Annotated in this window: 8 protein-coding genes and 1 CRISPR repeat array (1 of these 9 cut by a window edge); of the genes, 6 read left to right on the top strand and 2 right to left on the bottom strand. The window is 71.8% G+C overall.

Annotated features, from left to right (window positions below):
- Positions 1 to 2 precede the first annotated feature (2 nt).
- Together ACFFF6_RS04505 and otnK are read right to left on the bottom strand one after the other, a co-directional pair.
- Complete coding sequence (locus ACFFF6_RS04505) at positions 3 to 662, bottom strand: class II aldolase/adducin family protein (RefSeq protein ID WP_376978605.1); 660 nt, start codon at positions 660 to 662, stop codon at positions 3 to 5.
- Positions 659 to 1,909, bottom strand: coding sequence for a 3-oxo-tetronate kinase (gene otnK, locus ACFFF6_RS04500; RefSeq protein ID WP_376978603.1), 1,251 nt, complete (start codon positions 1,907 to 1,909; stop codon positions 659 to 661). The genes ACFFF6_RS04505 and otnK overlap by 4 nt, the downstream gene beginning before the upstream one ends.
- A gap of 201 nt (positions 1,910 to 2,110) precedes the next feature.
- On the opposite strand from otnK, the gene ACFFF6_RS04495 reads away from it, so the two are divergent.
- The 6 genes from ACFFF6_RS04495 (at position 2,111) to ACFFF6_RS04470 (ending at position 8,522) form a co-directional block, all read left to right on the top strand.
- A complete protein-coding gene (locus ACFFF6_RS04495) occupies positions 2,111 to 3,502 on the top strand; it encodes a homoserine dehydrogenase (RefSeq protein WP_376978602.1) in 1,392 nt (463 codons plus the stop codon).
- An 81-nt stretch (positions 3,503 to 3,583) separates the two neighbouring features.
- Positions 3,584 to 4,852, top strand: coding sequence for a TRAP transporter large permease (locus ACFFF6_RS04490; protein WP_376978600.1), 1,269 nt, complete (start codon positions 3,584 to 3,586; stop codon positions 4,850 to 4,852).
- A 62-nt stretch (positions 4,853 to 4,914) separates the two neighbouring features.
- Positions 4,915 to 5,946, top strand: a complete 1,032-nt coding sequence (locus ACFFF6_RS04485) for a DctP family TRAP transporter solute-binding subunit (protein WP_376978598.1) — start codon at positions 4,915 to 4,917, stop codon at positions 5,944 to 5,946.
- A gap of 48 nt (positions 5,947 to 5,994) precedes the next feature.
- Positions 5,995 to 6,594 carry a TRAP transporter small permease gene (locus ACFFF6_RS04480; RefSeq protein ID WP_376978596.1) on the top strand — a complete coding sequence of 200 codons (600 nt, stop codon included), beginning with the start codon at positions 5,995 to 5,997 and terminating at the stop codon, positions 6,592 to 6,594.
- The gene (locus tag ACFFF6_RS04475) at positions 6,591 to 7,574 is read left to right on the top strand and encodes an amidohydrolase family protein (RefSeq protein ID WP_376978594.1); all 984 of its coding nucleotides are present in this window, start codon (positions 6,591 to 6,593) and stop codon (positions 7,572 to 7,574) included. Before ACFFF6_RS04480 ends, ACFFF6_RS04475 begins: the two co-directional genes overlap by 4 nt.
- Positions 7,575 to 7,685: 111 nt before the next feature.
- Entirely contained in the window at positions 7,686 to 8,522 is an 837-nt protein-coding gene (locus tag ACFFF6_RS04470) for a GNAT family N-acetyltransferase (protein ID WP_376978592.1), read from the top strand.
- A 768-nt stretch (positions 8,523 to 9,290) separates the two neighbouring features.
- A CRISPR array of direct repeats spans positions 9,291 to 14,819; the repeat unit is 27 nt; unit sequence GTCCGCCCTGCGCAGCAGGGATGAGCC (it continues 2,141 nt past the right edge of the window).

The raw sequence follows: 14,819 nt of genomic DNA, 5'->3' as shown, positions 1-14,819 counted from the left end.
GCTCAATCCTGCCCCGGCCGGACGCTCTCGGACGTCCAGGGGCTCCCCCATCGCTCGGCGAGCTCGGCGATCTGCGCGGGGTCGAGCACCCTGCGCGGGACGGAGGCGGTCAGCACGGCCAGCCGGCAGGCCTCCTCGAGCTCGACGGCCCGGTCGAGGGCTTCGCGGAGGTCGCGCCCGGCGACGACGCTGCCGTGATGGGCCAGCAGCGCCGCCCGGAACGGGCCGGGGGCGGCGAGCACGTCCTCCCCCAGCTGCGGGGATCCCGGCATCCGGTACGGCAGCAGCGGCGTCTGTCCCACCCGCATGACGAAGTACGGCGTCAGCGGCGGGACCGCGGAGCGCTCGGACCAGGGCGGGGTGCAGGACAGGGCTGTCGCCCACGGGGAGTGCAGATGGACGACGGCGCCGAACTCGGGGTCGCGCCGGTACATCCCCCGGTGGAGGGGCACCTCCTTGGAGGCGCGGGCACCGGCGAGGTGGGTCCCGTCGAGGTCGAGGACGGCGAGGTCGTCCTCGCGGAGGTCGCCGAGCTGCACACCGGTTCCGGTGACGAGGAGGCGCTCGCCCTCGCGCACGGAGATGTTCCCGGAGGATCCGGGGCTGATGCCGAGCGCGGAGAGCTCGCGCCCGATGCTGATCAGCTGCTGCGCCGCGGTCATGCGAGGGCCTCCCACGCGCTCGTGAACATGTCCGGCTCGCCGAAGTTGCCGCTCTTGAGCGCGAGGGCGAGGTCCGCACCCCGCGCATGCGCCCGGGACCAGCACACCCCGGGCGCGATCTCGGGGCCGATGTGCAGGCTGTGCACGCCGAGCGCGCCGACGACCGCTCCGCTGCTCTCGCCGCCGGCGACGAGGAGCGCTCGCACCTGTCCGTTCTCGACGAGCAGACGGGCCGCCTGCGAGAGCACGGTCTCGACCACGGCCGCGGGATCGACGCCGCCCCGCGGGGCCTGCACCTGCGAGCGCTCGCGGGCCGCGCACAGGACCGGGATCGCCGCGGGATCCTGGGCGAGCACCCAGGCGGCGGCCTCCTGCGCGGCGGCTCGCGGGTCGCGGGCCGCTGCGGTCACGTCGAGGACGTGCACGGGCTGGCTGCGGGCCGCATGGGCGATCTGCTCGAGGCTGCGGGCGGAGACGCTGCCGCAGAGCACGGCGCGTCGGCCCGCGGCAGGAGGCCGCCATGCATCGGCGACGAGGCCGGGTCCCGGGATCCCGAGGGCGAGCCCGGAGCCGCCGGAGACCAGGCGGTGCCCGGCGGTCGCCGCGGCGATGATGCGCAGGTGCTCGTCCGTGACCGCGTCGAGGACCTGATAGGGCTCCGGCGCGGCGTCGAGCGCCGACCGGAGGGCATCGGCCCCGGCGGCGACCGTGCGCAGCCCGATCTCCCCGACCTCGTGGATCGTCTGCGGTCGCAGCAGGTCGCGCACCCGGGAGGCCGTCATGGGGGTGAGGGGGTGGTGGCGCATCGGCGAGTCCTCGAGGAGCTGCTCGCCCACCCGCAGCAGTCCGTCGCGGACGGTGCGGCCGTTGGCGGGGAGGGACGGGACGACGACGCTGCCGCGGGCCCCGAGCGCGGCGGCGATCGCGTCGAGGACGGGGCCGATGTTGCCCTGCGGCGTCGAGTCGAAGGTCGAGCAGTACTTCACGTAGATGCGCTCCGCGCCGAGGCGCTGCAGCCGCGCGAGGGCGGCGAGAGAGCGTCGGACCGCCTCGGCGGCGGGGACGGTACGGGTCTTGAGCGCCGTGACGACCGCGTCGACCTCCGGCATGGGGTCCTCGGTTCCCTCGGCGCGAAGGCGCGGCGCCGGGTCCTCGTTGACGAGCACGGCGACACGATGCCCTGATCGGCGGAGCATCGTGGCGAGGTCCGTCGCGCCGGTGAAGTCGTCGGCGATCGCTCCGAGCACTGGGCACCTCTTCCACCGGTCGTCTCGCAGGGTCCGCGGGTCGGGATCGGTCGTGCGATCCTCGGCGACCCGCCCTCCTCAGTATGACACGATTCTGTGACGACATGTGAGAGATCTTGACATTTTCTGATCCTGTGGGAATCTTGAGGCGTTCACCGCCCGCCCCAGGGCACGCCCGCCACGACGACGTGAGGACCTGCGATGCGACTGACCAGCCCCGCCCGCGACCGCGCCCCGCTGCGCTGCGCTCTGACCGGGGCACGCGGCGGCTACGGCCGCAGCCTGCTCGCGCAGCTCGCCTCGACACCCGAGCTGCTGCCCTCCGTCCTGGTCGATCCGGATGTCGAGGGCGTCGCGGCGATGCTCGCCGAGCTCGCCGACGGCACCCGGGACGACCCCTCCGCCGCCGCCCGCCCGGGCGCCGAGCCGGCCCTCGACGCCGCCGCGGCCTCGGCGATCCTCGTCTCCGGCGGCACCGTCCTGGCCGCGGGGCCGGACGCCGTTCCGTGGGATGACCTGGACATCCTCGTCGAGGCGAGCGGGAAGATCGGCCCCGGATGCGCCTATGCGCGCCAGGCCCTCCGCCACGGCGTGCACGTCGTGATGGTCTCCAAGGAGGTCGACACCGTCGCCGGACCGGCCCTCGCCGGCCTCGCCGCGGAGGCCGGACTGAGCTATCTGCCCGCGGACGGCGACCAGCCCGCGAACCTCCTGCGCCTGGCGGACTGGGTGGCGGCCGTCGGCCTCGACGTCGTGGCGATGGGGAAGTCGGCCGAGCATGATCTGCTGCTGGACCCGGCGGCGGGCACGCTCACCCAGGACGGCGTCTCCATCCCCGCCCCCGGGTTCACAGATCTTCTCACCCTGGGGGCCGATGCCCCCGCGACCCTCGCCTCCCGGGCAGCTCTCGCGGCAGGGCTGAAGCGCTCCGCAGCCGCCGACCCCTGCGAGATGACCGTGGTCGCGCAGCGGCTCGGCATCGGGGCCGACGTCGAGCAGATGCACTACCCGATCGCCCGCATCGACGAGCTCGCGGACGTCTACGCCCGCCGCGAGCACGGCGGGCTCATCGGCTCCGAGGCCGCGCTGGACGTGTTCAGCGCGCTCCGCCTCCCCGGGGAGGCGAGCTTCGCCGGAGGCGTCTTCGCGATCGTCCGCACCGGAGATCCCGCCACCTGGGAGCTGCTGCGCGAGAAGGGCCACGTGATCAGCCGCGACGGGAGGTATGCCTGCCTCTACTGGCCGTACCACCTGATGGGTGTCGAGACACCGCTGACCCTGCACGCCGCCGCCGACGGCCGCCCCGGCCGCGCCGTGCGGGCGAGCACCATCCTCGCCGCCCGCGCCGCCCGAGACCTGGACGCCGGCACGGAGTTCCACGTCGCCGGCCACCACCACGAGATCGACGGCGTCGACCCCGTGATGATCGCGCCCGTCCCGGAAGCGACCGCCTTCTACCTGCTCGACGGCGCACGTCTGCGTCGCCCCGTCCGCGCCGGGGAGCTCATCGGCGCCCAGGACCTCGAGGGCCTCGATCCCCTCGCGCACGAGCTCCATCGCGCGGGCCGCGAGGACGCCGGCACCGCCGGCTGAGCCGCCCCAGGCACCGGCCCCCGCTCGGGCCGCAAACCACCCCCTCATCCGATCCATCGCATACTCACCGTGGAGGCACCGTTGGACGCCCTTCTGCTCATCGTCGGCTTCTTCGCCCTGCTCGCCTACGGGGTCCCCGTCGCCGTCTCGCTCATCGTCGCCGCGCTCGGATACATCCTGCTGCTGACGGACATCCCCGTCATCATCGTGGCGCAGCAGGCCCTCGCGGGAACCGACTCCTTCACCCTCATGGCGGTGCCGTACTTCATCGTCGCAGGCGCCCTCATGCAGGCCGCGGGCATATCCACCCGCATCGTGAACCTCGCCCGCTCCCTGGTGGGCTGGATGCCCGGCGGTCTCGCCGTCGTCACGATCCTCGCCTCGATGTTCTTCGCCGCCATGACCGGCGCCGGCGCGGCCACCACCGCGGCCGTCGGCGGGATGATGATCCCCGCCATGGTCAAGGACGGGTACCACCGCGGCTACGCCTCCGCCCTGCAGGCCTCCGGCGGCGTGTTCGGGCCGATCATCCCGCCCAGCATCCTCATGATCCTCTACGCGGTGACCGCGGAGGTGTCCGTCGGCGACATGCTCATCGCCGGCATCCTGCCCGGGATCCTCCTGGGTCTGATGATGATCGTCTTCGTCATGGTGCAGTCCCAGCGCAAGGGCTTCGGCACCCGGGAACCCTTCGAGCTGAAGAAGGTCGGCGTCGCGCTCAAGGAGTCGTTCTGGGCGCTGCTCGCGCCGATCATCATCCTCGGCGGCATCTACACCGGGATCTTCACGCCCACGGAGGCCGCGGCCATCGGCTGCTTCTACAGCCTCGTCGTCGGCGTGCTGATCTACCGCGAGATCACGGTGCCGAAGATGCTGCGGATCCTGTTCGAGAGCTTCAAGGTCGCCGCGGGCATCATGCTCATCGTCGGCGGCACGCAGGCCTTCGGCTGGGTCCTCACCCGCGAGGGCCTGCCGCAGGCGGCCGCGCGTTTCTTCGCCGACAACGTCTCGAGCCCGCTGCTGTTCCTGCTCATCGCGATCGTGCTGTTCCTGGTCGCGGGCTGCTTCATCGACGCGGTGCCCAACGTCCTGATCTTCGGGCCGATCCTCGTGCCCGTCGCCGTGGCCTACGGCATCGACCCCATCCATTTCGGGATCGTCATGGTCGTCGCCTTCTGCGCCGGGCTCATCACCCCGCCGGTCGGCGTGAACCTCTTCGTCGCCTCCGAGGTGGGCGGGACACCGCTGCGGGTCATGATCCCGCACGTGTGGCCCTTCTTCGGCGTGATCGTCGCGGGACTCGTCGTCCTCGCCCTCGTGCCCTGGTTCTCCCTGGCGCTGATCCCATGAGCACCGCACCCGAGTCCCGCATCCTCCGTGACCACCCGCGCGAGCCCAGAGAGGGGTCGTCCATGTCCCATCGCATCCCCCGGTCCCATCGCATCTCCCGCCGCACGTGGCTGCGGGGGAGCACCCTGGCCGCGGCGGGCCTCGCCGGCACGGCCCTCGCCGGCTGCGCCGCTCCGAGCGACCGCGGCATCGCCGACATCTCCGTGTTCGCCGGCTCCCTCCCGGAGTCCACGCCGACCGGGGTCGGCGTGCATGCCATGGTCGATCATCTCAACGCCTCCGGCACCGGCTTCGAGGCCACCGCCTTCTTCGACACCTCGCTGGGCAGCGCGTCCTCGATGATCAACGCGCTGCAGGAGGGCACGATCGACGTGGCCGTCTCCGGCAGCTCGTACTTCTCCGGGCTCGTGCCGCAGATCCAGGCCTTCGAGCTGCCCTTCGTGTTCGAGGACCTCGAGCACGCCCGACGGGCGACCGGTCCGGGCGCCGCCCGCGACCACCTGCACGAGCTGTTCGAGGCCACCAAGATCGTCGGTCTCAGCGTGTGGGAGAACGGGATGCGGCAGCTGACCAACAACGTGCGCGCGATCCACGAGCCGGCTGATCTGCAGGGAATCAAGATCCGCACGCTCCCCTCCCCCATCCAGCAGGCGGCTTGGAAGGCGATGGGAGGGCTGCCGCAGGCCATCGACGCCTCCGAGCTGTACACCGCGCTCCAGCAGGGCACGGTGCAGGCGCAGGAGAACCCGCTCGCGGAGATCGAGTTCCGCAAGTTCTACGAGGTGCAGAACCACCTGTCGATGACCAGCCACGTGTACACGCCCTTCATGATGGGGGTCAGCCGCCGCACCTGGAACCGCCTCACGCAGGAGCAGCGCACCGCTCTCGAGGAGGCGGCCGAGGTGGGTCGAGCCGCCCAGCTCGACGCCAACGACGTCGCGACCGAGAAGGCCCGCACCGTTCTGGAGGACAACGGGGTCGCCTTCGTCGACGACCCCGATCGCGAGGCCTTCCGCGAGCTCGGCACCAGCGTGTGGACCCAGTTCACCGACGCCTACGGGACCGAGCTGCTCGACCTCGTCCAGGGGATGTGATGCCCCGTGCCCTCTCCCTCTTCCGCATCGCCCGACAAGGAGCCTGACATGCGCGCTTCCGCGTCCTTCGAGAAGGTCGTCGCCGGCGTCTTCGGCGCCTGGGTCCTGCTCGCCATCTGCCTGCAGACCTGGGGAGTCCTCTCCCGCAACGTGCTCAGCTGGTCGACCGCCTGGCTGGACGACCTGCAGCGCCTCAACTTCATCTGGCTGATCTGGGTGCTGGCCGCCGTCGCCTACGGAACGCGCGGGCTGATCCGGCTGGACCTGCTGCAGTCCGCCCTGACCGGCAGGCCCCGCGCGTACCACGCCGTCTCGCTGGGCATCGCCGTGTTCGAGCTGATCTTCGGGCTGTCCTTCACGGTGCTCGGCGCGCGGATCCTGCAGACGCACCTCGGCTCCGGGGAGACGACCGTCGCCATCAGCCTGCCCGTCTGGGTCCTGACCTCCGGCTTCGTGATCGGCAGCCTGCTGATCTCGGTGTTCGCCGCCCGTAACGTCCTCCGCGAGGCGGGGCGGCTGGTGACCGGCGCTCCTGTCCAGCACGAGAGCGAGATCGCCCAGGAGGTCGACGAGGCCCTCGAGGCCGAGCCCGCCCCGCTGCCCGATGACCCGGATGCCGCATCCGAGGACGGAGACCGCCGCCCATGACACCGACCCACGCCGCTCCCCCGGCAGCCCCGCTCGATCTGGAGGCCGCCCGCGCGAGCCTGCGCATCATCGATGCCCATCATCACTTCTGGGACCTCGAGGGCCCCGGGCGCTACCCGTGGCTGCAGGATGCGGTGAACCCGGAGTTCTTCCTGGGCGACTACGCCGCGATGCGCCGCACCTTCCTTCCCCGCGAGTACCGGGCGGCGACCACGGGCTGGAACGTCATCGGAACGGTCCACTGCGAGGCCGAGCGCAGCCGGGACGAGCAGCTCGCCGAGGACGAGTTCCTCGCGCAGCTGCACGAGGCCGATCCCGGGTTCCCGCTCGCGATCGTCGGGCATGTCGACTTCCTGCAGGATGACCTCGCGGAGATCCTCGCGGGGCATGCCCGTCACCCGCTCGTCCGCGGGATCCGCTCCAAGCCGCGGATCGCCGCGCGCCGCGGGGAATCGGTCCGCGGCGAGACCGGCACCCTGCAGGACCGCACCTGGCAGGACGGCCTGCGCCGGCTGGCGGACCTCGACCTCTCCTGGGACCTGCGGGTCCCGTACTACCACCTCTCCGAGGCGGCAGAGGTGATCTCCCAGGTGGCGGGGCTGCGCGTGATCATCAACCACTGCGGCCTGCCGCTGGACCGGGATCCCGAGTCCCTCGCGGTGTGGCGGCGCGGGATGCGCGAGCTCGCGGACCTGCCCGGCACCTCCGTGAAGGTCTCGGAGCTGGGGCTGTTCCCCAACCGCTGGGATCCGGCCTCCAATGCACAGGTGGTCCGGGAGCTGCTGGGGATCTTCGGCTTCGAGCGGTCGATGTTCGCCTCCAACCTGCCGGTCGCGACGCTCACCGCCCCGAGCTTCGACGCGGTCATGGAGTCGATCCTGGCGGGTGCCGCGGGGGCATCGGCCGAGCAGCTCGCGCAGCTGTTCGCGGGGACGGCGGCGCGGGAGTACCGGCTGAGGGACGTCCTGGACGGGAGCTGAGACCGAGCCTGCGGGGCCGCGCGCAGAGGATTCCCGCGCCGGAGCGCCGCGCCGCCTCCGGCTCCTGCCGATGCCGCATCATGGATCCACGGACCACGGGAAGGGCGGGCCATGACCGAGGACACAGGAGCACGCCGCGACGCGCTGCTCGCCGCCTATGACGCGGACCTGCGCACGGAGGCGGAGATGGAGCGGGCGCTCGAGGTCGCGCGGATCGGGCCGCTGTGGCTGGGCGTGTTCCCCGGCGGGCGCGGCTTCATCTCCTACCGCGACCTCGAGGGGGCCGATGCACCCGCACTGGTCGCGGCGGCGACGGCGTTCCTCGCGGAGCGCCCGCAGGTGCACGAGGCCGAATGGAAGACCCGTTCCCACGACCGCGCGCCGGGGCTGCACGAGGCGCTGCTCGCCCACGGCTTCACGCCCGGCGAGCGCGAGTCCGTCATGCTCGGCGCAGCCGCCGCCCTCGCCGTCGACCTCCCTCTTCCGGACGGCGTGGTCCTGCGCCGCGCCACGACGGAGGAGGACGTCCGGCGCATGTGTGCGATGCAGGACGCGGTCTTCGGCTCCCCGGGGCACGTCGAGGAGCTGCTGGCGAGCCTCGCGGCGGACCCCGCGATCGAATGCTGGATCGCCGAGAAGGACGGCGAGGTGCTCAGCGCCGGCCGCCTGCACCCTGTCGCGGGCACCGCGGTCGCGGGGATCTGGGGCGGGGCGACGCTGCCCGCATGGCGCGGCCGCGGCATCTACCGGGCCCTCACCGCCGCCCGAGCCCGCTCCGCCCTGCGCGGCGGACGCACCCTCATCCACAGCGACTCCACCGAGCACTCCCGCCCGATCCTCGAGCGGTACGGGTTCACGAAGGTCACGGAGACGACGCCGTACACATGGCGACGTCCGACGAGCCGCGACGACGATCCGGCGAGCAGGGACGACGATCCGGCGCCGTGAGAGATGCGGCGGCCGACCGGCCGCAGACGCCGCCTCCGCAGCGTGCGAAGTCGGCGCCCTGGCGCACGACGAGCGCCTCGAGCGTCTCCAGGAGCGCGTCCGTGTCCGGTTGCCGCAGGGCAGCGCGCATGGCGATGAGGTCGTGCTCGCGCAGCATCTCCATCGCATCGGATCCCGATGCGGCGCCGAGTACCCGGCACTGGCGACCATGACGATCAGTCCGGAGGACTGCAGCGCCCCGAAGGCAGCCTTCACCGGCCGCGGGCAGAAGCTGGGCTTCGAGGGCCGGACAGCGGGCGCGACGAGGGCGAAGGCCAGGAAGGACGGCGACTGGGGAAGACCGTGAGCAGGCAGCTCATGGGCGGATCCGCAGCAGGTCGCGGTGGGGGGCGCGAACACATTGCGGCCCAGCGGCCTGCTGAGTTCCCGCACACCCGCGGGGCCTACTGCCCGGCGCGCCGCTACCGACAGCGATCCCCGCAGGAACGCGTCGCCAGCACCGGAGAGCGCGCTGCACATGGTGCAGGAGGTGGGACAGATCAGCGCGCCAGAGGAAGGCGTCCCGATGCTCGGCGCCACCGAGGCATCCGATCGCCCGAGCCCTCGGAGCTCGCAATGCAGTTCCCGCGAGAGAAGCGCCGAGACTCCGTGTTCACCGCCCTGGGGACACGGACGGACACGCAGAGACCACGCCCCGTGTCAGACACCTCCCGAACCAAGTTGTACCGAAACCGGCCCGGACAATACGATCGTCGCAGGCCAGGAAGGGTCCGCCCTGCGCAGCAGGGATGAGCCGAACTGGACGGTCTTCTGAGTGGTGGGGTAAGCGTCCGCCCTGCGCAGCAGGGATGAGCCCTCGACCCCGGCCTCATTGCGGACGCGGATGTAGTCCGCCCTGCGCAGCAGGGATGAGCCGGCCCTGCGCCGTGGTCTTCACCGTGAGCCACAGGTCCGCCCTGCGCAGCAGGGATGAGCCCCAGCGGAAGATCCCGCGCGAGGGCCGCACCCTGTCCGCCCTGCGCAGCAGGGATGAGCCCGGCTCCGAGTCGCCCTCCTGGGGCTCGTCTTCGTCCGCCCTGCGCAGCAGGGATGAGCCGCCGCGGAAGGAATGGGCGAGTGGGGAGCCGAGGTCCGCCCTGCGCAGCAGGGATGAGCCCTCGAGCGCACAGGCGACATCGCCACCGGCTCCGTCCGCCCTGCGCAGCAGGGATGAGCCGACGACCAGCATCGAAGCGACCCTGTTGGGCCGGTCCGCCCTGCGCAGCAGGGATGAGCCGTTCGATCCTGACGACGCGCGCGAGGACGCCGCGTCCGCCCTGCGCAGCAGGGATGAGCCGGACACCTCGCCGATGCCCGAGGGCGTCGGAGGGTCCGCCCTGCGCAGCAGGGATGAGCCGCGCTGGGTCACCCGCGAGGTGCTCCCGTCGATGTCCGCCCTGCGCAGCAGGGATGAGCCCCGGGAGGCCCAATGACCACTTTCGAGGACGCCGTCCGCCCTGCGCAGCAGGGATGAGCCCACGACCACACCGCACGGGACCGTCGTCGTCCGGTCCGCCCTGCGCAGCAGGGATGAGCCCTTCGTCAAGGACAGTGTCGCACCCGCGTTCCAGTCCGCCCTGCGCAGCAGGGATGAGCCGTTGTCGATCACGGTGGGGCACAGGTTCGCGCGGTCCGCCCTGCGCAGCAGGGATGAGCCCTTGTGCGACTGGATCTCCGGCTCGTTGTCGCCGTCCGCCCTGCGCAGCAGGGATGAGCCCAGCGTTCTGGAAGGGCTCCCTAGACCCGTCCGGTCCGCCCTGCGCAGCAGGGATGAGCCCATACTTCATCCATTCCGGCTTTGCTGCGGGGCGTCCGCCCTGCGCAGCAGGGATGAGCCGGGGTAGGACTACGATGATGGGCCGGTTGCTGAGTCCGCCCTGCGCAGCAGGGATGAGCCGGCCCCCGGGGAATACCGGGGGCCTTCACAGGGGGTCCGCCCTGCGCAGCAGGGATGAGCCGCTGATCTGGGCCGCCGAGCAGGACGGCGATCGGTCCGCCCTGCGCAGCAGGGATGAGCCGGTGAGGAGCTGCGTCAGGATCGGAAGGAGCAGGTCCGCCCTGCGCAGCAGGGATGAGCCTGGGACGCCCTCCCCGTCGATGACCAGGAGTGGGTCCGCCCTGCGCAGCAGGGATGAGCCCTCTTCGGGTGTGGCCATGGCTTCTGCTCCGTTGTCCGCCCTGCGCAGCAGGGATGAGCCGTGGGGAGCTCGGTCGGAGGAATGTTCGCGGTGGTCCGCCCTGCGCAGCAGGGATGAGCCCCACGGGCGGGCCCTCTCCCCGGGAACGCATCAGTCCGCCCTGCGCAGCAGGGATGAGCCGGTGGCGCCATGATCATCGCCATCTGCAACACCGTCCGCCCTGCGCAGCAGGGATGAGCCCTGCACCGGGCACTCCGCCGATGGCTCCTGCATGTCCGCCCTGCGCAGCAGGGATGAGCCGCCGTCGATCTTCGTGAACGCCCGGGCGCGCTGGTCCGCCCTGCGCAGCAGGGATGAGCCCAGCATCGCGATCGGGCTACAGCTGACCGTGCAGTCCGCCCTGCGCAGCAGGGATGAGCCCGTCTCCGCCCCCACCCGCCGGGAGCGCGTCCTGTCCGCCCTGCGCAGCAGGGATGAGCCCCGCGAGGGCCCGCCGGAGTAGAGCCCGTGGACGTCCGCCCTGCGCAGCAGGGATGAGCCCAGCAACCGGAGCAGGGTGCCCTCGACGCGCTCGTCCGCCCTGCGCAGCAGGGATGAGCCCGCCTCCATGACGATCGCGACCGGCGTGGTCGGGTCCGCCCTGCGCAGCAGGGATGAGCCCACGCCCTCCATGAGCTTCGCGCCCAGCCGGCCGTCCGCCCTGCGCAGCAGGGATGAGCCCAGGCCGACGCCGGACTGCTCGATCGGGTCGATGTCCGCCCTGCGCAGCAGGGATGAGCCCCAGGTCACGACCGCGCTGATCGCGGCCTGGATGTCCGCCCTGCGCAGCAGGGATGAGCCGAACGCGCCGGGCGGGTCGGGGACGGTGTACGTGTCCGCCCTGCGCAGCAGGGATGAGCCCCGTCCGGCGTGAGCGCATTCGTACCCACAGCCGTCCGCCCTGCGCAGCAGGGATGAGCCCCGTACCGCTGCCCGTCGGCACGCGTCTGACGGGTCCGCCCTGCGCAGCAGGGATGAGCCCCACCAGAACGGCCCCGGCCCCCACATCCCCGAGTCCGCCCTGCGCAGCAGGGATGAGCCCTGCATCGGCACCGCCTGGACCAACGGGACCCGGTCCGCCCTGCGCAGCAGGGATGAGCCGATCTCTGCGAGGGCGCCCTGTCCGAGGTCGGAGTCCGCCCTGCGCAGCAGGGATGAGCCGTGGTCGGGGGCGAGGGAGGCGTACTCGATCCGGTCCGCCCTGCGCAGCAGGGATGAGCCGCTGGTGGGCGGGCCCGAACTGCACGCGCGCCGAGTCCGCCCTGCGCAGCAGGGATGAGCCCCTATCTGGATCCCCCTCTACGAGAAACAGATAGTCCGCCCTGCGCAGCAGGGATGAGCCCGGAAGGAGCCGGTAGGTCAGGGTGTTGGTCTCGTCCGCCCTGCGCAGCAGGGATGAGCCGGTCTTCACGGCGGGCATCACGCTGCCGGTGAGGTCCGCCCTGCGCAGCAGGGATGAGCCCGTGAGACCGGCGTCGCTGCGCGGCGTGAACGTGTCCGCCCTGCGCAGCAGGGATGAGCCGCGCGGCCAGAAAGGCGCGTGGCGAGTCGAGGGGTCCGCCCTGCGCAGCAGGGATGAGCCGAACGTCGCGCGGCTCGTCGCCGTGCCCGCAATGTCCGCCCTGCGCAGCAGGGATGAGCCCTGGATGGTCAACCCGGCCGGTACGGACAAGGAGTCCGCCCTGCGCAGCAGGGATGAGCCCCTCGAGCCACCGCGCTCGAGCGACGAGACTGAGTCCGCCCTGCGCAGCAGGGATGAGCCCTGCGGGGAGCCGGAGTCGGCCAGCATGAGCTGGTCCGCCCTGCGCAGCAGGGATGAGCCCTACGGGAACACCCCGCAGGGTGCCGTCCTCAAGTCCGCCCTGCGCAGCAGGGATGAGCCGCTCGGCTGCCATCTCCGCGGCCTGGCTGGGGCTGCGCACCAGGGGTCCGCCCTGCGCAGCAGGGATGAGCCCGTCCCGGACGCAGCCCTGTGCCCGCTGCCGGGGTCCGCCCTGCGCAGCAGGGATGAGCCCCGTCGTACTCGTCGGTCAGCTGATCGATCAGTGTCCGCCCTGCGCAGCAGGGATGAGCCGACGTGGTCCTTCATCCACGTCCAGCCGGCCGAGTCCGCCCTGCGCAGCAGGGATGAGCCCGGCGGCGCTGACGAAGTCGCGGGATGCACCTGGTCCGCCCTGCGCAGCAGGGATGAGCCGGTGGATGGAAGAGGGCCGGGAACGGCAGGGGGGTCCGCCCTGCGCAGCAGGGATGAGCCGTTCTCTTCCCCGCAGGAGCTCGCGGACCGTCTGTCCGCCCTGCGCAGCAGGGATGAGCCGGACGACGCGTCGCTGGTCGACGGTGAGGAAGTGTCCGCCCTGCGCAGCAGGGATGAGCCGTTCCATCCCGCCCTCGGGAACACCATTACCGAGGTCCGCCCTGCGCAGCAGGGATGAGCCGATTTGTCATGGTCTCCGCGAATCCAACCGAAGGTCCGCCCTGCGCAGCAGGGATGAGCCGATTTGTCATGGTCTCCGCGAATCCAACCGAAGGTCCGCCCTGCGCAGCAGGGATGAGCCCAGGAACCTGCGACCAGCACATAAGAAGTGCAAGTCCGCCCTGCGCAGCAGGGATGAGCCCTCGGCGGTGGCCTTTTGTCCGACCTCGCCGCCGTCCGCCCTGCGCAGCAGGGATGAGCCGGCCTTTCCGTCGTCCTCGCGATCTTCGGAACCGTCCGCCCTGCGCAGCAGGGATGAGCCCCGTACGCCCGGAACGCACACGTCGAGGGCTGGGTCCGCCCTGCGCAGCAGGGATGAGCCGAGAATCGGCGCGTCGCCGGGGGCGTGGATCCAGTCCGCCCTGCGCAGCAGGGATGAGCCCGGACTCATCTCACATCCCCCATCCGATCGGCAGTCCGCCCTGCGCAGCAGGGATGAGCCGAGGGCGAGGGCCGGCCAGAGCTGGGGCGTGAGGTCCGCCCTGCGCAGCAGGGATGAGCCCACGACCGACACGGCCACAGCCGCAACAGCCACGTCCGCCCTGCGCAGCAGGGATGAGCCCCTCCTGAACCCCCTCGCCCCCGACGGCGTGGTGTCCGCCCTGCGCAGCAGGGATGAGCCGCGCCGCGCGGAGGGCCTCGCGGACGTACTCGAGTCCGCCCTGCGCAGCAGGGATGAGCCCCACATGCACGGGCCAGGCCGCCCGGATGTCCTGTCCGCCCTGCGCAGCAGGGATGAGCCGCCCGTCGACCCGGGCCAGTGGGAGAAGACGGCGTCCGCCCTGCGCAGCAGGGATGAGCCGGCACACTTCCCCAGCGCGCCCGCTGGCTCAAGGTCCGCCCTGCGCAGCAGGGATGAGCCCTCCCTCGATCTGGTGTCGGTGTGTGAAGTGGAGTCCGCCCTGCGCAGCAGGGATGAGCCCCTCTGGATGCACGACAACGCCGGCGAGGAGCTGTCCGCCCTGCGCAGCAGGGATGAGCCGATCATCGTGATCCCGACCGTCTTCGTGATCGTGTCCGCCCTGCGCAGCAGGGATGAGCCCGACCCGATCAGCCGGACGCTCCTCGAGTACGGGTCCGCCCTGCGCAGCAGGGATGAGCCGTCGCTGGTGGTGCCCTTCATCGGGTCACCGCGGTCCGCCCTGCGCAGCAGGGATGAGCCGGAGTCACCCATGATCATCGGAACGAAGCCCCTCGGTCCGCCCTGCGCAGCAGGGATGAGCCGCTCGACGGGGAGTTCTTCGACTGGTCCAGCAAGTCCGCCCTGCGCAGCAGGGATGAGCCGGCCCCGAAGATGACCAAGACCCGCAACCTGCCGTCCGCCCTGCGCAGCAGGGATGAGCCCCGCTCACGGCCGGTCGCGAGAGTCGCATCGATGTCCGCCCTGCGCAGCAGGGATGAGCCTGGCGATTCCATCGGGATCGAAATCAATCCGCGGTCCGCCCTGCGCAGCAGGGATGAGCCGTCCTTGGAGAGGTTCAGGGCCTCCTGGTCCTGGTCCGCCCTGCGCAGCAGGGATGAGCCGGCGCAGCTCGATCGAGCATGGGCGCTGGACAAGTCCGCCCTGCGCAGCAGGGATGAGCCGATCGGCCGCGCCACAATCAGCGC

Source organism: Brachybacterium hainanense, assembly GCF_042434575.1.
Taxonomy (GTDB): domain Bacteria; phylum Actinomycetota; class Actinomycetes; order Actinomycetales; family Dermabacteraceae; genus Brachybacterium; species Brachybacterium hainanense.
Note: the sequence above shows the minus strand (reverse complement) of the source record. Positions and strands in the feature narration are given on the sequence as shown.

Excerpts from the sequence above, each read along its gene's own strand:
- ACFFF6_RS04470 (WP_376978592.1), top strand. The coding sequence starts at position 7,686 with ATGACCGAGGACACAGGAGCACGCCGCGACGCGCTGCTCGCCGCCTAT.
- ACFFF6_RS04485 (WP_376978598.1), top strand. The coding sequence starts at position 4,915 with ATGTCCCATCGCATCCCCCGGTCCCATCGCATCTCCCGCCGCACGTGG.
- ACFFF6_RS04505 (WP_376978605.1), bottom strand. The coding sequence starts at position 662 with ATGACCGCGGCGCAGCAGCTGATCAGCATCGGGCGCGAGCTCTCCGCG.
- ACFFF6_RS04475 (WP_376978594.1), top strand. The coding sequence starts at position 6,591 with ATGACACCGACCCACGCCGCTCCCCCGGCAGCCCCGCTCGATCTGGAG.
- ACFFF6_RS04495 (WP_376978602.1), top strand. The coding sequence starts at position 2,111 with ATGCGACTGACCAGCCCCGCCCGCGACCGCGCCCCGCTGCGCTGCGCT.
- ACFFF6_RS04480 (WP_376978596.1), top strand. The coding sequence starts at position 5,995 with ATGCGCGCTTCCGCGTCCTTCGAGAAGGTCGTCGCCGGCGTCTTCGGC.